Annotated in this window: 17 protein-coding genes; 12 read left to right on the top strand and 5 right to left on the bottom strand. The window is 57.6% G+C overall.

Annotation, left to right across the window (positions count from 1 at the left end; genetic code table 11):
• Window position 1 precedes the first annotated feature (1 nt).
• Window positions 2-3,886: a phosphoribosylformylglycinamidine synthase gene (gene purL, locus PGH32_RS12785; protein ID WP_314422790.1), complete on the top strand. Its 3,885-nt coding sequence runs from the start codon at window positions 2-4 to the stop codon at window positions 3,884-3,886.
• Between the two features lie 26 nt (window positions 3,887-3,912).
• Here the strand turns inward: purL and PGH32_RS12780 are convergent, their stop codons facing one another.
• Entirely contained in the window at window positions 3,913-4,368 is a 456-nt protein-coding gene (locus tag PGH32_RS12780; protein ID WP_337894199.1) for a hypothetical protein, read from the bottom strand.
• A 1,028-nt stretch (window positions 4,369-5,396) separates the two neighbouring features.
• On the opposite strand from PGH32_RS12780, the gene PGH32_RS12775 reads away from it, so the two are divergent.
• From PGH32_RS12775 to glnB, 4 genes are all read left to right on the top strand, one after another.
• On the top strand, window positions 5,397-6,824 hold the full coding sequence (locus tag PGH32_RS12775) for a sensor histidine kinase (protein WP_314422793.1): 1,428 nt from the start codon (window positions 5,397-5,399) through the stop codon (window positions 6,822-6,824).
• A gap of 2 nt (window positions 6,825-6,826) precedes the next feature.
• Window positions 6,827-7,567 (top strand): two-component system QseEF-associated lipoprotein QseG, encoded by a 741-nt coding sequence (gene qseG, locus PGH32_RS12770; protein ID WP_337894198.1) that lies wholly within the window; start codon window positions 6,827-6,829, stop codon window positions 7,565-7,567.
• Window positions 7,564-8,898 carry a two-component system response regulator GlrR gene (gene glrR, locus PGH32_RS12765; protein ID WP_314422799.1) on the top strand — a complete coding sequence of 445 codons (1,335 nt, stop codon included), beginning with the start codon at window positions 7,564-7,566 and terminating at the stop codon, window positions 8,896-8,898. The genes qseG and glrR overlap by 4 nt, the downstream gene beginning before the upstream one ends.
• A 137-nt stretch (window positions 8,899-9,035) precedes the next feature.
• On the top strand, window positions 9,036-9,374 hold the full coding sequence (gene glnB, locus PGH32_RS12760) for a nitrogen regulatory protein P-II (protein ID WP_056238873.1): 339 nt from the start codon (window positions 9,036-9,038) through the stop codon (window positions 9,372-9,374).
• A gap of 80 nt (window positions 9,375-9,454) precedes the next feature.
• Here the strand turns inward: glnB and hmpA are convergent, their stop codons facing one another.
• A complete protein-coding gene (gene hmpA, locus PGH32_RS12755) occupies window positions 9,455-10,636 on the bottom strand; it encodes an NO-inducible flavohemoprotein (RefSeq protein ID WP_337894196.1) in 1,182 nt (393 codons plus the stop codon).
• 117 nt (window positions 10,637-10,753) lie between these two features.
• Here hmpA and PGH32_RS12750 point away from each other — a divergent pair, with 117 nt between their 5' ends.
• On the top strand, window positions 10,754-10,897 hold the full coding sequence (locus tag PGH32_RS12750; protein ID WP_314422808.1) for a hypothetical protein: 144 nt from the start codon (window positions 10,754-10,756) through the stop codon (window positions 10,895-10,897).
• Here the strand turns inward: PGH32_RS12750 and PGH32_RS24705 are convergent.
• The gene (locus PGH32_RS24705) at window positions 10,875-10,946 is read right to left on the bottom strand and encodes a hypothetical protein (protein WP_370348342.1); all 72 of its coding nucleotides are present in this window, start codon (window positions 10,944-10,946) and stop codon (window positions 10,875-10,877) included. The two genes, PGH32_RS12750 and PGH32_RS24705, sit on opposite strands and share 23 nt — an antisense overlap.
• 9 nt (window positions 10,947-10,955) lie before the next feature.
• Here PGH32_RS24705 and glyA point away from each other — a divergent pair, with 9 nt between their 5' ends.
• Complete coding sequence (gene glyA, locus PGH32_RS12745) at window positions 10,956-12,209, top strand: serine hydroxymethyltransferase (RefSeq protein ID WP_314422812.1); 1,254 nt, start codon at window positions 10,956-10,958, stop codon at window positions 12,207-12,209.
• Between the two features lie 122 nt (window positions 12,210-12,331).
• A complete protein-coding gene (locus PGH32_RS12740; protein WP_337894195.1) occupies window positions 12,332-13,468 on the top strand; it encodes a 3-phenylpropionate MFS transporter in 1,137 nt (378 codons plus the stop codon).
• On the opposite strand, the gene csiE is transcribed toward PGH32_RS12740, so the two are convergent.
• Complete coding sequence (gene csiE, locus PGH32_RS12735; RefSeq protein WP_337894194.1) at window positions 13,469-14,740, bottom strand: stationary phase inducible protein CsiE; 1,272 nt, start codon at window positions 14,738-14,740, stop codon at window positions 13,469-13,471.
• 136 nt (window positions 14,741-14,876) lie between these two features.
• Here csiE and PGH32_RS12730 point away from each other — a divergent pair, with 136 nt between their 5' ends.
• On the top strand, window positions 14,877-15,518 hold the full coding sequence (locus tag PGH32_RS12730) for a DUF1007 family protein (protein ID WP_443112756.1): 642 nt from the start codon (window positions 14,877-14,879) through the stop codon (window positions 15,516-15,518).
• Window positions 15,509-16,519, top strand: a complete 1,011-nt coding sequence (locus PGH32_RS12725; protein WP_337894192.1) for a nickel/cobalt transporter — start codon at window positions 15,509-15,511, stop codon at window positions 16,517-16,519. Before PGH32_RS12730 ends, PGH32_RS12725 begins: the two co-directional genes overlap by 10 nt.
• 54 nt (window positions 16,520-16,573) lie before the next feature.
• On the opposite strand, the gene suhB is transcribed toward PGH32_RS12725, so the two are convergent.
• Window positions 16,574-17,377 (bottom strand): inositol-1-monophosphatase, encoded by an 804-nt coding sequence (suhB, locus tag PGH32_RS12720; protein WP_123336824.1) that lies wholly within the window; start codon window positions 17,375-17,377, stop codon window positions 16,574-16,576.
• 174 nt (window positions 17,378-17,551) lie between these two features.
• Here suhB and trmJ point away from each other — a divergent pair, with 174 nt between their 5' ends.
• Window positions 17,552-18,277: a tRNA (cytosine(32)/uridine(32)-2'-O)-methyltransferase TrmJ gene (trmJ, locus tag PGH32_RS12715; RefSeq protein WP_314422828.1), complete on the top strand. Its 726-nt coding sequence runs from the start codon at window positions 17,552-17,554 to the stop codon at window positions 18,275-18,277.
• A gap of 162 nt (window positions 18,278-18,439) precedes the next feature.
• Window positions 18,440-18,937, top strand: a complete 498-nt coding sequence (gene iscR / locus PGH32_RS12710) for a Fe-S cluster assembly transcriptional regulator IscR (protein WP_123336820.1) — start codon at window positions 18,440-18,442, stop codon at window positions 18,935-18,937.
• Window positions 18,938-19,026: the final 89 nt, after the last annotated feature.

Genomic DNA, 19,026 nt, shown 5'->3' with positions numbered 1-19,026 from the left:
AATGATGGAAATTCTGCGTGGTTCGCCCGCCCTGTCGGCATTTCGTATTAACAAACTGCTGACCCGCTTTCAGGACGCTCACCTGCCGGTGAGTGATATTTACGCCGAGTACGTCCATTTCGCCGATGTCAGCGCACCGCTTGATGCGGATGCGAAAGCGCGTCTGCAGCGCCTGCTGAAATACGGTCCTTCTCTCGCTGAGCATACCCCGGAAGGCCGCCTGCTGCTGGTGACCCCGCGTCCCGGCACGATCTCCCCGTGGTCATCCAAAGCGACCGATATCGCCCACAACTGCGACCTGCCTCAGGTTCTGCGCCTTGAGCGCGGCCTGGCCTTCTATATTCAGGCGCCACAGCTGACCGATGCACAGTGGGGCGCGCTGGCCGCTCTGCTGCACGATCGCATGATGGAAACCGTGTTTACGGACCTGAATCAGGCCGAGCAGCTGTTCGCACACCATCAGCCCGCGCCGGTTCAGAGCGTGGACGTGCTGGGTGAAGGTCGTGATGCGCTGGTTCAGGCTAATATCAAGCTGGGTCTGGCACTCGCCGAGGATGAGATCGACTACCTGCTGGCCGCGTTTGAAAAACTGGGGCGCAACCCGAACGACATCGAGCTCTACATGTTTGCCCAGGCAAACTCAGAGCACTGCCGTCACAAAATTTTCAACGCCGACTGGGTGATTGACGGTGAGCAGCAGCCAAAGTCGCTGTTCAAGATGATCAAAAACACCTTCGAGAAAACCCCGGACCACGTGCTGTCTGCCTATAAAGACAATGCCGCGGTGATGGAAGGTTCTCAGGTTGGCCGCTTCTACGCTGACCGCCAGGGCGCGTATGACTTCCACCAGGAAGACACGCACATCCTGATGAAGGTTGAAACGCACAACCACCCGACGGCGATTTCGCCGTGGCCGGGTGCGGCGACCGGTTCCGGTGGTGAAATCCGTGATGAAGGCGCCACCGGGCGCGGCGCGAAGCCGAAAGCCGGCCTGGTCGGTTTCTCCGTGTCAAACCTGCGCATCCCGGGCTTTGAACAGCCGTGGGAAGAAGATTTCGGCAAGCCGGATCGCATCGTGACCGCGCTGGATATCATGACCGAAGGCCCACTGGGTGGCGCGGCGTTTAACAACGAATTTGGTCGCCCGGCGCTGAACGGCTACTTCCGTACCTATGAAGAGCGCGTCAATAGCCACAATGGCGAAGAGCTGCGCGGCTACCACAAGCCGATCATGCTGGCCGGTGGTATTGGTAACATCCGCGCCGATCACGTGCAGAAAGGCGAAATCACCGTCGGTGCCAAACTGATCGTACTGGGTGGCCCGGCGATGAATATCGGCCTTGGCGGCGGAGCAGCCTCCTCGATGGCTTCCGGACAGTCGGATGCCGATCTGGACTTCGCTTCGGTACAGCGCGATAACCCGGAAATGGAACGCCGCTGCCAGGAAGTGATCGACCGCTGCTGGCAGATGGGTGAAGCGAACCCGATTCTGTTTATCCACGACGTCGGCGCGGGCGGCCTGTCCAACGCCATGCCGGAGCTGGTCAGCGACGGTGAGCGCGGTGGTCGTTTCAATCTGCGCGATATCCTGAATGACGAACCGGGCATGAGCCCGCTGGAAGTCTGGTGTAACGAATCCCAGGAACGTTACGTTCTGGCGGTCGCGCCGGAAAGCGTCGCGCTGTTTGACGAGCTGTGCAAACGCGAACGCGCTCCGTATGCGGTAATCGGGGAAGCTACCGAAGAGATGCACCTGTCGCTGGCCGATACTCATTTCGACAACACGCCAATCGATCTGCCGCTGGACGTGCTGCTGGGCAAAACGCCAAAAATGACCCGCGATGTTGCTACCCTTAAAGCGAAAGGCGACGCGCTGGTTCGCGACAACATTTCCATTGCCGATGCGGTAAACCGCGTCCTGCACCTGCCGACCGTTGCGGAGAAGACCTTCCTCGTGACTATCGGTGACCGCTCCGTCACCGGCATGGTGGCGCGCGATCAGATGGTGGGACCGTGGCAGATCCCGGTCGCCAACAGCGCGATCACCACCGCCAGCCTCGACAGCTACTACGGTGAAGCAATGGCGCTGGGCGAACGTGCCCCGGTGGCACTGCTGGACTTCGCGGCATCCGGTCGTCTGGCCGTGGGTGAAGCACTGACCAATATCGCCGCGACCCAGATTGGTCCGCTGACGCGTATTAAACTCTCCGCTAACTGGATGGCCGCAGCCGGTCACCCGGGTGAAGATGCGGGCCTGTATGAAGCGGTGAAAGCGGTCGGCGAAGAGCTGTGCCCGGCGCTGGGTATCACTATCCCGGTGGGCAAAGACTCCATGTCGATGAAAACCCGCTGGCAGGAAGGCAGCGAGCAGCGCGAGATGACCTCTCCGCTGTCGCTGGTGATCACCGCCTTTGCCCGCGTGGAAGACGTGCGCAAAACCGCCACGCCACAGCTGCAAACCGTGGATAACCGCCTGCTGCTGATTGACCTTGGTAACGGCGTTAACGCGCTGGGCGCAACGGCGCTGTCCCAGGTTTATCGTCAGCTGGGTGACAAACCTGCCGATGTGCGCGATGCGAAACAGCTGGCCGGATTCTGGAATGCCATCCAGACGCTGGTGGCCGATGACAAACTGCTGGCTTACCACGACCGTTCAGACGGCGGCCTGCTGGTCACGCTGGCGGAGATGGCCTTTACCGGCCACTGCGGCGTTGAGGCAGACATTGCCGCGCTGGGCAGCGACAGCCTGGCTGCGCTGTTTAACGAAGAGCTGGGTGCGGTTATTCAGGTTGCTGCCGCAGACTGCGCCGCGGTTGAGCAGGTGTTTGCTGCCAACGGACTGGCCGAGTGCGTTCACGTGCTGGGCCGTGCGGTCGAGGGCGACCGTTTTGTGATTACCTCCGGTGATTCTGCGGTGTACAGCGAAAGCCGTACCACGCTGCGTACCTGGTGGGCAGAAACCACCTGGCAGATGCAGCGCCTGCGCGATAACCCGGCCTGTGCCGACCAGGAACACGAAGCCAAGAAAGACAACAGCGATCCGGGCCTGAACGTCAAACTGACCTTCAAGCCGGAAGAGGATATCGCCGCACCGTTTATCGCCACCGGCGCGCGTCCAAAGGTTGCCGTACTGCGTGAGCAGGGCGTTAACTCCCACGTTGAGATGGCGGCTGCCTTCCATCGTGCCGGTTTTGACGCGGTTGACGTGCATATGAGCGATCTGCTGGCGGGCCGTCGCGGTCTGACCGACGTCCAGGCTCTGGTTGCCTGCGGCGGCTTCTCCTACGGCGATGTGCTGGGTGCGGGTGAAGGCTGGGCAAAATCGATTCTGTTCAACAGCCGCGTGCGTGACGAGTTCGAAACCTTCTTCCACCGTCCGCAGACGCTGGCGCTGGGCGTTTGTAACGGCTGCCAGATGATGTCTAATCTGCGCGAGCTGATCCCGGGTAGCGAAGAGTGGCCACGCTTTGTGCGCAACCAGTCCGAGCGTTTTGAAGCGCGCTTCAGCCTGGTCGAAGTGGCGGCCAGCCCGTCACTGCTGCTGGACGGCATGGTTGGTTCCCGTATGCCGATTGCGGTTTCGCACGGTGAAGGCTTTGTTGAAGTGCGTAGCGATGCGCACCTGGCACAGCTTGAGCAGAAAGGTCTGGTGGCGCTGCGCTTTGTCGATAACTTCGGCAACGTGACCCAGCAGTATCCTGCGAACCCGAACGGTTCTCCAAACGGGATTACGGCAGTGACGAACGAAAGCGGTCGCGTAACGATTATGATGCCGCATCCGGAGCGCGTGTTCCGTACCGTCAGCAACTCCTGGCACCCGGAAGAGTGGGGCGAGGACAGCCCGTGGATGCGTATCTTCCGCAATGCGCGTAAGCAGCTGGGCTGATATCTGTGTGAGTAGCCTGCTGTAAATCAGCGGGCTAATGGCAGGTTTGAAAAAGCCACTATCCTTTGGGATGGTGGCTTTTTTTTAGTGAAATTTCCGGTACTGGGGCTGGTGGCATGATTACGGGCTGTGCTGGAATATCTGGCGTTGCTGGCGTTGCTGGCGTTGCTGGCGTTGCTGGCGTTGCTGGCGTTGCTGGCGTTGCTGGCGTTGCTGGCGTTACGGTGAACGAGGGCCAGCCTGGGCAGCTGCCGGGCGGTCCTCGCGCCGCTTTGCGGTGCCTTCGGTTTCGGCATCGGGCCTTGCGGATCGGCGTGGAGCGGGCGTCCTGCCCGCGCCGCGCCTGAGCCCGGCATCCCTGCCGGTCTCTCCGGTCCCGCTGCCTGCACCTCAGCGCTGCGGATTGCCCGGCAGCTGCCCAGGCTGGCCCTCTTCCAGAAATCGCCGTCGCTTCTTATCTGAATTGAGACGGGGTTAGTCATGAGTATTAACCTGGTCGGCAAGTTGATTTCGCTTTCATTAGCTGAATGGCTAGTGGGTGTCTCTGCCGGTTTCTGTCTCTTTGTCCGAGTTGGATTTGTTCACTGGTATTGAAAAGATAACCGATGCTCATCGTCTGCTACGAAGCCTGAATGCCATTCTGTCAGAAAGTCCAGCGAACGGAATTTGATGATAAGTCGTTTAATAAAGCCAATCGTAAAATGCGCACAGGTTTCATCAGAATGTCGAAAGACGATCTGTTAAGCAGCGACTTCGATAGCAAAAGGCGCAGCCGGGGCAGGACGCCCCGTCTGCGGCGGTCCGCAAAGGCTCCCGACTGAAGAGAAGGCACCACGCAACGCGTGGCGCGAGGACCCGCCCGTTTCCCAGCCCCACCCCGTTCGCGCCTGCCCCGAGATCGTCAGCATCATAATCACCAGCACCTAAGCCTTCTGCACCCCATTAACCAGCGCCGCCGCTATCCCCATCTCCCTCTGTTGCATTTCCCCGACAATCGCCCCAAATCACTGTCTCCAAACGGCGACATTTAACTCATTGATTTAGATGGCACGTTTCGCACATCGCCAAAAGTGTTACTTTTCAGCGACACTTCGCCGGACCGACTGGTCAAAATGGTCCACAATAAAACTTAGCTCCACCCTAAAAATCACCGTTTTATAATAAGTTAAAACATGAATTGTAAAACTGGCACGATGATTGCTATAATCTATTCAGCGGCTCATTCACCTGGTTATGACAGCCCTGCGCAAGCGGTCAAGTGCCCATAACGCCCAGAATGACGCACAAAACGGAGCCTGTCGTCCACCCCACCGATAATCGTTCACTCTGTGACGTTATCAAACATCGGACGCAACGTTGAGTTAGGCTCCACCTATTCAGCCTCGCTGCTCACCTGCAGCGTCGCCCAATGGCCGGTTCAGTGAACCGGCCATTTTCATTTCATCGCTTCGCTTTCCTCGTCGCCCACTCTCCGCTAGCATCACAGATAACCTGAACAAGAGATCCTTCCGTGAAGAAATGGCGTCTGTTTCCACGATCCCTGCGTCAGCTGGTGCTGATGGCGTTTTTACTGGTGCTGTTGCCGCTGCTGGTGCTGGCATGGCAGGCCTGGGAAAGCCTGTCTGCGCTGAGCGACCGTGCGGCGGATACCAACCGCACCACCCTGACCGATGTGCGGCGCAGTGAGGCGATGGCGCGTACCGCGCTGGAACTGGAGCGCAGCTACCGTCAGTACTGCGTACTGGATAACCCGATGCTGCAAAAGCTGTATCAAACCCAGCACAGCCGCTATTCGCAAATGCTCGATGCCCACGCGCCGGTGCTACCGGACATCCGCACCTACCAGGCGCTGCGTCAAAGTCTGACTCAGTTAAGCCAGATAAAATGCGACAACAGCACGCCGGTAAAAGCGGCCGCCGAACAGCTGGAGGCATTCTCCTCCGCCAATGCGCAGCTGGTGCAGACCACCCGTGAAGTGGTGTTCTCGCGTGGTTTACAGCTGCAGCGTGAAATTGCCGATCGGGGCCAGTACTTTGGCTGGCAGGCTCTGACGCTGTTCCTGCTCAGCCTCGGGCTGGTGGTGCTGTTTACCCGTATGATCATCGGGCCGGTCAAAGCCGTTGAGCGGATGATTAACCGCCTGGGCGAAGGGCAGCACCTTGAGCAGGACCTGATGTTTAAAGGGCCGCGAGAAATACGCTCCCTCGGGCAGCGTATTCTGTGGCTGAGCGAGCGCCTGACCTGGCTTGAGTCTCAGCGCCATGAATTCCTGCGCCACATCTCTCACGAGCTGAAAACGCCACTGGCCAGCATGCGCGAAGGGACGGAACTGCTGGCCGATCAGATAGCTGGCCCGTTAACCGCGGACCAGAAAGAGGTGGTCAGCATTCTTAATGACAGCAGCCGCCGCCTGCAAACGCTGATTGAACAGCTGCTGGAATATAACCGCCGGCTGGCCGATGGCCCGCTACCGCTCGAAGATGTGCCGCTGGCCCCGCTGGTAGAAACGCTGGTTGCCAGCCACAATCTGACCGCTCGCGCCAAGATGATGCATACCAACATCGATCTTCAGCTTGCAAGCTGTCGGGCTGAACCCACGTTGTTGCTGCGGGCGATCGATAATCTCTATTCCAATGCTGTACACTACGGCGCAGAATCAGGCCAGATCTGGGTCCGCAGCCGCCAGCAGGGGGACCGGGCAATCATTGAAGTTGCCAATACCGGCACGCCCATCCCGGCCGCAGAGCGGGCAATGATCTTCGAACCCTTCTTTCAGGGCAACATGCAGCGAAAGGGGGCGGTCAAAGGCAGTGGGCTGGGGTTGAGCATCGCCAGGGATTGCCTGCAGCGTCTGCAGGGCGATTTACAGCTGGTTGACAGTAAGGAAGCGGATGTCTGCTTTCGTATCGAATTAAATACCACCGCCGGGAATGACTAGTCATGCGCTTTTCACCTTTATCTGCTCTGTTGTCTCTGGATCGAACCGGCAAACTCGCTGCGGTGTCACTGCTGGTTTCACTGGTACTGGGCTGTAGCCAGGTGCCGGAAAAAAGCAGCAGTCTGACGCACGATTCCCTCAGCGAATCCGAACACCACGTTGTGGATTTCCAGACGGTATCCTGCGGGCAGATCTGGGCCTTTAATACCGGGCTGGTAGTCAATAATCCGCTTTACTGGCTGCGGGCGATGGACTGTGCCCAGCGCCTGTCGCCTGCCGATGCCCGCGCCGAAGCACGCCGCTGGCCGGCGGATAACTGGCAGAGCCGTTTTAAACAGGCCGTTCTGCTGAGTAACGGTAACGTCACGCCGATGGAACGCCGTCAGTACCTGCAGCGTCTTGATGACTACGGCTACGACTATCCTGCCGCCGTTCGCCCGCTGCTGGCTATGTGGCGGGAAGGGCAGGGATCGCTGCTGCAGCTGTCAGCGGAGCGCACGCGCTACGCCACCCTGCAGCAGACCAGCGATGCGCAGCTTGATGCACTCCGCCAGCAGGAGATCGCGCTGAATCAGGAACTGGCGGTAACCCGCCGCAAGCTGGATTCCCTGACCGATATTGAGCGTCAGCTCTCATCACGGCGTTCGCCTGATGCGTCTGACAGCAGCCACGCAGCGGATAAATCCGCGCCGGATGAGGCAACAATACCCGACACTAAATCAGAGGACGATGCCACGCCATGATGAAAAAATCAGCCCGCCTGCTGCTGGTGGATGACGATCCCAGCCTGCTTAAACTTCTCGGCATGCGCCTCAGCAGTGAGGGTTTTGCCGTCACCACCGCTGAAAGCGGGCCGGAAGCGCTGCGGGTGCTGGATCGTGAAACTATCGATCTGGCGATCAGCGACCTGCGTATGGACGAAATGGATGGGATGGCACTGTTTGCCGAAATCCAGAAACGCCACCCCGGTATGCCGGTGATCATTCTGACCGCCCACGGTTCCATCCCCGATGCCGTCGCCGCGACGCAGCAGGGCGTTTTCAGTTTCCTGACCAAACCGGTAGATCGCGATGCGCTGTATAAGGCCATTGATGAAGCGCTGGCGCACCGCGCACCCAACGCCGACGAAGCGTGGAGCGAAAATATCGTAACCCGCAGCCCGCTGATGCTGCGCCTGCTGGAACAGGCACGCATGGTGGCGCATTCGGACGTCAGCGTGTTGATCAATGGTCAGAGCGGGACGGGGAAGGAGATCCTGGCACAGGCGATCCACGCCGCCAGCCCGCGTGCGGGCAAAGCGTTTATCGCCATCAACTGCGGCGCGCTGCCGGAACAGCTGCTGGAATCCGAACTGTTTGGTCATGCGAAAGGGGCCTTTACCGGTGCGGTAAGCAGCCGGGAAGGGCTGTTCCAGGCCGCGGAAGGGGGGACATTATTTCTGGACGAAATCGGCGATATGCCCCCGGCGCTGCAGGTAAAACTGCTGCGCGTGCTGCAGGAGCGTAAAGTCCGCCCGCTGGGCAGCAATCGCGATCTGGACATTGACGTGCGTATTATCTCCGCCACCCACCGCGACCTGCCAAAAGCGATGGAGAAAAAAGAGTTTCGCGAAGATCTGTTCTATCGTTTAAATGTGGTCAATCTGAAAATCCCGGCCCTGCATGAACGGGCTGAAGATATACCGCTGCTGGCCAATCATCTACTCAAGCAGTCGGCCGCGCGGCACAAGCCGTTTGTCCGCAGTTTCTCCAGCGATGCCATGCACCGCCTGATGGCCGCCAGCTGGCCGGGGAACGTGCGCCAGCTGGTGAATGTGATTGAGCAGTGCGTGGCGCTGACGTCGGCGCCGGTGATCGGTGAAGCGCTGGTTGAGCAGGCGCTGGCCGGAGAAAATACCGCGCTGCCGACGTTTGCGGAGGCGCGTAATCAGTTTGAGCTTAACTATCTGCGCAAGCTGCTGCAGATGACCAAAGGCAACGTGACCAATGCCGCCCGAATGGCGGGGCGCAATCGCACCGAATTTTATAAGCTGCTGTCGCGGCATGAACTGGATGCTGCCGATTTTAAAGAGTAATTTTCAGTGCCGTTTTCACTATCAATTATGGTAGTTTAGCTGCCTGAAAAAAGAGACAGACCGCGCCGCGTGACCTGTCCGGTGAAGTTAATCGTTGATTACCCGTCCGATACCGGAGGGAGAAATAAGGGTCTGCTATGAAAAAGATCGATGCAATTATTAAGCCGTTCAAACTGGATGACGTGCGCGAAGCGCTGGCGGAAGTCGGCATCACCGGTATGACGGTAACGGAAGTGAAAGGTTTTGGTCGTCAGAAAGGGCACACCGAGCTGTACCGCGGTGCCGAGTACATGGTCGACTTTTTACCTAAGGTAAAAATTGAGATTGTTGTGGCGGATGACATTGTTGATACCTGTGTCGATACCATCATGAACACCGCGCAGACCGGTAAAATCGGCGACGGGAAAATCTTCGTGTTTGATGTGGCGCGCGTTGTGCGTATCCGCACCGGTGAAGAGGACGAAGAGGCGATTTAATCGCTGCCCTTCACGCGCCAAACAGGGCCTGAATATTCAGGCCCTGTTCATTTCTGCGTTACGGTCGGCAGCGTTGCTGCTTACAGCGCTTTGTGCGGGCCAAAAACTTCATAATGAATGCGGTCATGCGCGATGCCCAGTTCCTGCAGCTGCTGCTCCACCGTCTCCATAAAGCCCACCGGCCCGCAAAGATAATACTGCATCGCCGGATCGCTGAGCTGAGACTCCAGCGGCAGCAGGTCAATCAGCCCATGGGTGTTGAATTTGCCTTTATCCTGCCCGCGAGGATGGCTGTACCAGATATGCTGCGAGAACCGCGCCAGGCCGCTTCCGGTTTTCGTCACTTCATCGGCAAATGCGTGCGTGTTGCCATTATCGGCGGCGTGGAACCACTGTACCGTCGACGGGTGTCGGTTCTCCGCCAGCTGATGCAGCATCGCCAGCATCGGTGTCAGCCCCACGCCGGCAGAAATCAGCGTAACCGGCGTTTCCGGCTTCACATCAAGGAAGAAATCGCCCGCCGGTGGCGCAGCGCGCAGATGCGTCCCCACCTTCTGCTGATGCAGCCAGCTGGACATCGTTCCGCCCTCTTCATGGCGTATGGCAAGGCGATAGTTTTTACCGTTGGGAGAGCGGGTCAGCGAATACTGGCGGATCTCTTTGTTTTCAAAAGAGGGATCGTCAACCCACAGGGCAAGATACTGCCCGGCGCGATACCCGGCCACCGGCTGGCCGTCGGCGGGGGTCAGCACAAAGCTCTTGATCACTGAGCTTTGTGGGGCGATCTCGCTGATGACGAATTCACGCGTTCCCCTCCAGCCCCCGGTCTTATGCTCAGACTGCTCGTAAATCTGTTCTTCACGCTGAATGAAAATACCCGCCAGCACGCCATAGGCTTTTTCCCAGGCCTCCAGCACCTCAGCGCCGGGATGCAGCATCTCATCAATGCTGGCCAGCAAATGCGTACCCACAATATTGTATTGCTCAGGGCGGATAGCAAAGCTGGTATGTTTCTGGGCGATTTTTTCAACGGCCGGGCCGAGGGCGGCCAGATTGTCGATATTGCTGGCATAGGCGCAGACGGCATTAAACAGCGCTTCCCGCTGGTGGCCGTTGCGCTGATTGCTCATATTGAAAATATCCTTCAGCTCAGGGTTGTGGCTGAACATTCGATCGTAAAAGTGGGCAGTCAGACGTGGTCCGAGTTCGAGGATCGCGGGAATAGTCGATTTGACGGTGGCAATGGTTTGATTATCTAACATGGTAAACCCCCTGATCTTATAACAAGTATTTTAAATGCATCTCATTGACGCCTGAGGGCATTGTAAATACTCCTTCAGGCTTCAGGGTTATTTATCCGTGCGGATGAAAAGGGCTTAATGAATAAGCTGCAGCATGATGATGAAGAAAACTCCACGATCAACCGCTTGCAAAATCCATATCTAAGCCTTGCTGGCTCTGAAGCCAATCGTTTGCGCAAAAAGGCGGTCGTGGTGCTATTCAACGGCTGGGTAACAGTTTAAACTGTTGCCCAACACCCCCAAGTTCCTTATTAAAAGTCAGTTGAGTCAGGAGATGCAGATGTTAAAGCGTGATATGAATATTGCCGATTACGATGCCGATTTATGGCAGGCGATGGAGCAGGAGAAAGTGCGTCAGGAAGAGCACATCGAACTGATTGCTTCAGAAAACTATACCAGCCCACGTGTAATGCAGGCTCAGGGATCCCAGCTGACTAACAAATATGCCGAAGGGTATCCGGGTAAACGCTACTACGGCGGCTGTGAGTACGTGGATATCGTTGAGCAGCTGGCTATCGATCGTGCGAAAGCGCTGTTCGGTGCTGACTATGCCAACGTGCAGCCGCACTCGGGTTCGCAGGCGAACTTCGCGGTTTATACCGCGCTGCTGCAGCCGGGTGACACCATCCTCGGTATGAACCTGGCGCACGGTGGCCACCTGACTCACGGTTCACCGGTAAACCTGTCCGGTAAGCTGTATAACGTGATCCCTTACGGTATCGACGAAACCGGCAAAATTGACTACAACGAGCTGGCCGAACTGGCTAAACAGCATCAGCCAAAAATGATCGTAGGCGGCTTCTCTGCCTACTCCGGCGTGTGCGACTGGGCTAAAATGCGTGAAATCGCTGACAGCGTTGGCGCTTACCTGTTCGTTGATATGGCCCACGTTGCGGGTCTGATCGCGGCCGACGTTTACCCTAACCCGGTTCCTCATGCGCATATCGTCACCTCTACCACCCACAAAACCCTGGCGGGTCCACGTGGTGGTCTGATCCTGGCGCAGGGCGGCGACGAAGATCTGTACAAGAAACTGAACTCCGCGGTCTTCCCTGGCGGCCAGGGTGGTCCTCTGATGCACGTTATCGCCGGTAAAGCGGTGGCGTTCAAAGAAGCGATGGAGCCAGAGTTCAAAACCTACCAGCAGCAGGTTGCTAAAAACGCTAAGGCGATGGTTGAAGTGTTCCTGGAGCGCGGCTATAACGTGGTTTCCGGCGGTACCCATAACCACCTGTTCCTGCTGGATCTGGTTGATAAAAACCTGACCGGTAAAGAAGCCGACGCCGCGCTGGGCCGTGCTAACATCACCGTGAACAAGAACAGCGTGCCTAACGATCCTAAGAGCCCGTTCGTCACTTCCGGTATCCGTATTGGTTCTCCGGCCGTCACCCGTCGTGGCTTCAAAGAAGCTGAAGTTCGCGAGCTGGCTGGCTGGATCAGCGATATTCTTGACAATATCAATGACGAAGGCGTGAGCGAGCGCGTGAAGAAGCAGGTTCTGGATATCTGCGCACGCTTCCCGGTATACGCATAATCCGCTGACAGCTCCTTAACTGCGAGCCGTTGCACAGATAACGGGGCACATAGTGCCCCGTTATTTTTTTATCTGTCCGCACGGTGTAGAGTACCGCCGAAACTTATTCTGTCGGATGGAACATGACGATACGATCGACGTACTGGCTGGGGCTGGGCTACTTCACTTACTTCTTTGCCTACGGTGTTTATCTGCCCTTCTGGGGAGTGTGGCTGGAAGGCAGCGGCATGAAGCCCGAACAGATAGGTCTGCTGCTGGGCTGTGGCATGATTGCCCGCTTCACCGGCAGCCTGCTGATTGCCTCCCGCGTCACCAATCCCTCTCAGCTGGTCAATGCGCTGCGCCTGCTGGCGCTGTTCAGCCTGCTGTTTGCCCTGGGCTTCTGCTTCGGATCGCAGTGGCTCTGGCTGCTGATGGTGATGGTGGGCTTTAACCTGGTGTTCTCACCGCTGGTGCCGCTGAGCGATGCGCTGGCGGCGACCTGGCAGCGGCAAATCGCGCTGCCTTACGGGCCGGTGCGGCTGTGGGGCTCGCTGGCGTTTGTTATCAGCTCGGCGCTGACCGGCGTGCTGGTCAATCAGTTCTCCCACCAGGCTATCCTGATGCTGCTGTGTGCAGGCTGCGGCGCGATGCTGGCCGGAATGCTGCTGCGACCGGCGGTGATGCCGCAGGGCACGGCGAAGCACGGCACGCACGCCGGATGGCGGGTATGGCTGCAGATGCTGCGGGAGAATGCCGTCTGGCGCTTTATGCTGTGCGTGACGCTGATGCAGGGGGCGCATGCCGCCTACTATGGCTTCAGCGCAATCTACTGGCAGCAGGCGGGCTATTCGGCCAGCGTGGTGGGCTATCTGTGGTCGCTGGGCGTGGTGGCTGAAATCGTCATTTTTGCCTCAAGCAACCGGCTGTTCCGTCGCTGGCGTGCCCGGGATCTGCTGCTGCTCTCGGGCGCTGCGGCCATTATTCGCTGGAGCCTGATGGCAACCACCACCGATCTGGGATGGCTGATTGTGGCGCAGATCCTTCACTGCGGCAGTTTCACCGTTTGTCACCTGGCGGCGATGCGTTTTATTGCCTCCCGGGAGGGCGCAGAGGTGATCCGCCTGCAGTCCCTTTACTCGGCCCTGGCGATGGGGGGCGGTATTGCCATTATGACCATGGTTTGCGGCGTGCTGTATCAGCATCTGCACGGCGGCGTCTTCTGGGTGATGGCGCTGCTGGTGGTTCCGGCCCTGTTCCTGCGGCCAAAAGTGCGCTAGTCAGGATTCCAGCAGCGCCCGGATACTGCGCTGCTGGTGTTCGCCCAGCGGCAGTTCGGCATGGATCAGCGGAGGGGAAAACAGCGGCAGCGTGGTGATATACGGGGTGATCACCAGTGAGATTCCCTTTGGTGCACTGTTGCGCTGATAGTCATCCACCGTCAGGTATTTGATGTTCAGCGGCAGCAGCGTCAGTTCGCGCAGCTGCTGTTCGACGCAGCGCTCCAGCTCGGTGTCGTAACCGGTCAGCAGCAGCACCTGTTTTTCATGCAGGGCGTTTTCCTGCATCAGCCAGGCACCGAAGATAATGGCAATCAGCCCCAGCTCCTCTTCAGAGAATCGTAGAGAGAAGTGCTGCTCAAACTCGACCAGAGCGGCGCGCGTTGTCCGCAGCAGGCGGGGGTATTGCCGCGCCACGTCCTCCACCAGGGAATGGTCAATCCCCACCGCAAACTGCACGCGCTCCAGCGCCTGTGCCAGATGGCTGAAAAGCTGGGCGCACAGTTCATCATGGCGGCTGAACTGCATACCCGACAGCTGCTGAAAGCGCAGAATAAGCTGGTTGATTGCCACCAGTAAACGAGCTTCGTGATCGCCGACCGGCTGGCCGACGCTGGGGATATGCAGCTGGCTGAACAGCAGCGCCAGCGGAATGGCATCATCCGCAGAGGTTTGCCGGTAGCCCTGCCGATGCCAGCAGTGGAGGATTTCCTGCGCCAGCGCATACTCTGTTTTGGCACTCAGCCAGCGAGCCTGCTCAGGATTGAAATCCACCAGGCCGTCATGGGCGAGGGAATACTGCAGGTAAATCTGCAAAAAGTGGCGATCGCGTTCGTTGAATTCCCGCATAAGCTGCCGGGAGCAGTGCAGGATCAGCGCCTGTAAATTATGCTCGTCATACAGGGCTTTGCTGACCTCATACTCCTGCAGGCGCTGTTTGATTCTCGGGGTAAAATAATGGCAGACAAAATCAGGGGATAGCCGCAGTGCCCGGCGCAAACCGTGCAGCAGACAAAGCCGCTGATTGAGCTGCGTGCCATTCAGCCGTAAAGTCCCCTGTTGATCCTGCTCGATAATCAGCTGGTGATAACGCTGGATCTCCTGCGTCACCTCCGCTATATCTTGCCGGGCTACCGCTTCTTCCACGCCGTTGAGCTGGCAGAAAAGTTTCAGCGTCACCACAGGTTCAGGGAGGAAAAGCATCAGAATGAGATGGCAGCGCCGTTGCTGACGGGAAAAAACAGAGGTGTCTGGTGAGTACTCACTCGTCATCTGCGCTCCCGGTCATCATTGATTTAACTAAGCGTAGCCTGACTCACCGCCGCTGTGGAGAGTGCAGTTATACTTATTCAGCGCTTTTAAAGGCAGGTCACAAAAATAATCGGGAAATCCTGAAATGGGGTTGAATTTGTTACGTTATAACAGTTACATTGTTGGGCTGGTGCTCGTGGTGGGTTCTGTACCTTCGGCATGGTCGCATCCGCACAGCTTTATCGATATGCAGACCACTCTGGTCCATCAGGATGACACTATTACCGGCTTAAAGATGCGCTGGGTGATGGATGAAATTACCTCAGCCGACCTGCTGTACGATGCCGGGGACGCCAAACCCGACTCGGTAATCTGGAAGAAACTGGCTGCTGAAGTGATGGCTAACGTACTGGGGCAGCACTATTTCACTGAGTTCTGGCATCAGAAACAGCCGGTGAAGTTTGAAAATCTGCCGACGGAGTATCACCTGTCCCGGCAGGGCCATCAGGCGGTGCTGGAATTTATCATGCCGCTGGCGCATCCTCAGCCGCTTAAGGGCCAGCGTTATGTCTTCTCTACCTTTGACCCAACCTACTTTGTTGATATGTATTATGACTCGGAAAAATCTTTGAAAATCCCCGAAGAGCTGGCGAAAGAGTGCAAATTTGAGCTGAAAACGCCAAAGCCCAATGCCTCGATGCAGGCCTATGCGCTGTCGCTGGATAAAGCGGATGCACCGGCGGAAGAGATGGATCTGGGCCGTCAGTTTGCTCAGACGGTGACGCTGGCATGTCAGTAAACAGCCTGCCGACGCCTGCGCGCGGCTGGCGCCAGTTCTGGCCGCTGTATCTGCTGATAGCGGCGCTGTTGGCCTGTGCGCTGCTGGTGTGGCAATACTGGCCGCAGATCCTGCTGCAAAGCGTTCTGTGGCAAAAAAATCTGCACCAGCAGATGACCGGGCTGCTGCAGCAGGTTGCCAGCCATCCTCACCGGGCAGGACTGACGCTGATGGGGTTCAGCCTGCTGTACGGCATTCTTCATGCGCTTGGACCCGGGCATGGCAAAGTGGTGATTGCCACCTTCCTTGCCACGCACCCCACGCGGGTCAAAACCAGCCTGCAGTTAACCCTGATGGCGGCGGTGGTGCAGGGCGGCGTGGCGATTGCCCTGGTGACGGTGATGCTGGTGGTGCTGAAACTCTCTTCCCGGCAGATGCATCTCAGCAGCTACTGGCTGGAGAAGAGCAGCTATCTGCTGGTGGCAGGCCTGGGTCTGTGGCTGTGCTGGCGCGCGGGTCGGAGGCTGCTGCTTACGCTGCGCGCGGCCGGCAAAGGGCGCGGCATGACTATCCAGCGGATCCTGCCGGCCGGCCATCAGCACAGTGAAAGCTGTGGCTGCGGGCATCAGCACGTACCGGACAGTGCTCAGCTGGCGGCGGTCGTGGGCTGGAAAACCAAAAGTCTGGTGGTCCTGTCGATGGGGATGCGTCCCTGTTCCGGGGCGATTATGATGCTGCTGTTCTCAAAGGTGATCGGCGTGTACGGCTGGGGCGTGCTGTCGGCGATAGCGATGGCGCTGGGGACGGCGCTGACTGTCTCCGGCATGGCGCTGCTGGTGCAGATATCACGGATACTGGCGCTGCGCCTCAGCCGGGATCGTCCGGTGGCGGAGTGGCAGAAGGTGGCGCTGAACTGCCTGGCGCTCAGCGGCGGCATACTGCTGCTGGCGGCGGGGATCGTGCTGTGGCTGAGCGCGCAGCCCGCTATTTCCGGGGGGATCCGTCCGCTGTTTGCCCGCTAGCTTCAGGCATAAAAAAAGGCCGACATCAGGTCGGCCTTAGTGAGACGGGTAAAATTAACGCTTCAGCGCTTCACTCAGCTCATCGCGAATGCTGGCCAGGATAGATTTCACCACGCGCGGGTTACCGGCAACGATGTTTCCTGAAAGCATGTAACCGTGTGCGCCAACAAAATCGGTAACCAGACCACCGGCTTCACGCACCAGCAGTTCACCGGCGGCGAAATCCCACGGCTTCAGGCCTATTTCAAAGTAACCGTCAACGCGGCCGGCCGCGGTGTAGGCCAGGTCCAGCGCGGCGGAACCGGTACGGCGGAAATCTGCACACTGGGTAAACAGTTTGCCGACGATGTTGATATACGGGGTAGCGTGCTGTTTCAGCTTGAACGGGAAACCGGTCGCCAGGATGGTGCCATCCAGGTCGCGAGCGGTGCTGCCGCGCAGACGATAGCCGTTAAGCTGTGCGCCCTGGCCGCGAACGGCGCTGAACAGTTCATTACGCATTGGGTCATAAACTACCGCTACTTCGGTGCGGCCTTTGATGCGCACGGCGATAGAAACAGAGAAGTGGGGCAGGCGTTTGATGAAGTTGGTGGTGCCATCCAGAGGGTCGATAATCCACTGTATATCCTGGTCTTCACCGGCTAACTCACCACTTTCTTCAGTAATAATGGTGTGTTTCGGGTAAGACTTGCGAATCACCTCGATAATCTGGCGTTCCGCTTCGCGGTCAACATTAGTTACGAAGTCGTTGCTGCCTTTCTGGCTGGCTTCGACTGCGTCCGGGGTTTCATAGTTCTTAGCAATTACGTTTCCGGCCTTGCGCGCAGCGCGCACGGCGATGTTGAGCATCGGATGCATGTAGTGTCGTCTCACTGGATGTTAAAGAACGGTATCTCTTACTACCGCCAGCCTGCCGCTTAGTGGCCGCCGCCGTAGTTGGATATAAAACGGCGCGTACTATAGCAGGGAGAACGGCAAATGTCCTGAAAATATGATAGCATCGTTAAATTATTCCTCACACCTGACACTCTCATGCTGCAAAATATCCGAATCGTACTGGTTGAAACGTCCCACACCGGCAATATGGGCTCCGTTGCCCGCGCTATGAAAACGATGGGTTTAACAAATCTTTATCTGGTTAATCCGCTGGTTAAACCGGATTCGCAGGCCATCGCCCTGGCCGCCGGCGCCAGCGATGTGATTGGCAATGCCACCATCGTCGATACCTTTGATGAAGCGATTGCCGGCTGCGGCCTGGTGGTGGGCACCAGCGCACGTTCCCGTTCGCTGCCGTGGCCGATGCTCGACCCGCGCGAATGCGGTCTGAAAAGCGTGGAAGAGGGGCAGCAGGCACCGGTTGCACTGGTCTTTGGCCGCGAACGCGTTGGCCTGACCAACGAAGAGCTGCAGAAGTGCCATTATCACGTGGCGATTGCCGCGAACCCGGAATACAGCTCGCTGAACCTGGCGATGGCCGTTCAGGTGATTACCTATGAGGTACGGATGGCCTGGCTGCAATCGCAGGAAACCGATGCTGCCGGAGTAACCGAATCGCCTTATCCTCTGGTGGACGATCTTGAGCGTTTTTACCAGCACATGGAGAAGATGATGGTAGCCAGCGGCTTCATTCGCGAGGCGACTCCGGGGCAGGTTATGAGCAAAATGCGTCGTCTGTTTACCCGTGCGCGGCCCGAAAAAGATGAGCTAAACATCCTTCGCGGCATGCTTTCATCCCTTGAAAAAAAGCGGGAAAACTGATTTTTCTCATTAAAATTAAATGTTTAATACTTGAGTAAAACACTTGGTTAAATAGTTGAGTGTTTTACTCGGTTAAATACTTGACCAATTTACTCGGGAATGGCAGACTTGCGTCCATATTTTGTTAACACCCATCCAGGGTTATAACCGAGGTCGTAAGCCATGAGACTGACATCCAAAGGCCGTTATGCTGTTACCGCTATGCTTGATGTTGCACTGCACTCTCACGAAGGTCCGGTACCTTTAGCTGATATTTCAGAGCGTCAGGGCATCTCCCTTTCTTACCTTGAGCAGCTGTTCTCTCGTCTGCGCAAGCATGGTCTGGTTGCCAGCGTACGTGGTCCGGGTGGCGGTTATCTGCTGGGTAAAGGTTCTGATGCGATCGCGGTTGGTGCAGTGATTACTGCCGTTGACGAATCCGTTGATGCCACCAAATGCCAGGGCAAAGAAGGCTGCCAGGGCGGCGAGCGTTGCCTGACCCACGTACTGTGGCGCGACCTGAGCGAACGCATCAGCGACTTCCTGAACAACATTACCCTGGCCGAGCTGGTTAACAATCAGGAAATCCTGGAAGTTGCCGACCGCCAGAACAGTAACGAAATTCGCCGCGTACCCAACGGTCGCGTGCTCGAAACCATTAACGTTAATCTGCGCGCCTGATCCTCATTTAACCGAGTCTTTTAAGCGTCGTGCAGATTATGTATCCCTGAGCTTTCAGATTGTCGTCCCGGTGACAGCGGGCTGAAAGC

It is taken from the genome of Erwinia sp. SLM-02, from assembly GCF_037450285.1.
Lineage (GTDB): Bacteria > Pseudomonadota > Gammaproteobacteria > Enterobacterales > Enterobacteriaceae > Erwinia.
The sequence above is the reverse complement of the archived record's forward strand: the minus strand, read 5'-3'. Positions and strand labels throughout refer to the sequence as shown.

Excerpts from the sequence above, each read along its gene's own strand:
- purL (WP_314422790.1), top strand. The coding sequence starts at position 2 with ATGATGGAAATTCTGCGTGGTTCGCCCGCCCTGTCGGCATTTCGTATT.
- PGH32_RS12780 (WP_337894199.1), bottom strand. The coding sequence starts at position 4,368 with ATGACTAACCCCGTCTCAATTCAGATAAGAAGCGACGGCGATTTCTGG.
- qseG (WP_337894198.1), top strand. The coding sequence starts at position 6,827 with ATGCGCTTTTCACCTTTATCTGCTCTGTTGTCTCTGGATCGAACCGGC.
- glrR (WP_314422799.1), top strand. The coding sequence starts at position 7,564 with ATGATGAAAAAATCAGCCCGCCTGCTGCTGGTGGATGACGATCCCAGC.
- glnB (WP_056238873.1), top strand. The coding sequence starts at position 9,036 with ATGAAAAAGATCGATGCAATTATTAAGCCGTTCAAACTGGATGACGTG.
- hmpA (WP_337894196.1), bottom strand. The coding sequence starts at position 10,636 with ATGTTAGATAATCAAACCATTGCCACCGTCAAATCGACTATTCCCGCG.
- PGH32_RS12750 (WP_314422808.1), top strand. The coding sequence starts at position 10,754 with ATGAATAAGCTGCAGCATGATGATGAAGAAAACTCCACGATCAACCGC.
- glyA (WP_314422812.1), top strand. The coding sequence starts at position 10,956 with ATGTTAAAGCGTGATATGAATATTGCCGATTACGATGCCGATTTATGG.
- PGH32_RS12740 (WP_337894195.1), top strand. The coding sequence starts at position 12,332 with ATGACGATACGATCGACGTACTGGCTGGGGCTGGGCTACTTCACTTAC.
- csiE (WP_337894194.1), bottom strand. The coding sequence starts at position 14,740 with ATGACGAGTGAGTACTCACCAGACACCTCTGTTTTTTCCCGTCAGCAA.
- PGH32_RS12725 (WP_337894192.1), top strand. The coding sequence starts at position 15,509 with ATGTCAGTAAACAGCCTGCCGACGCCTGCGCGCGGCTGGCGCCAGTTC.
- suhB (WP_123336824.1), bottom strand. The coding sequence starts at position 17,377 with ATGCATCCGATGCTCAACATCGCCGTGCGCGCTGCGCGCAAGGCCGGA.
- trmJ (WP_314422828.1), top strand. The coding sequence starts at position 17,552 with ATGCTGCAAAATATCCGAATCGTACTGGTTGAAACGTCCCACACCGGC.
- iscR (WP_123336820.1), top strand. The coding sequence starts at position 18,440 with ATGAGACTGACATCCAAAGGCCGTTATGCTGTTACCGCTATGCTTGAT.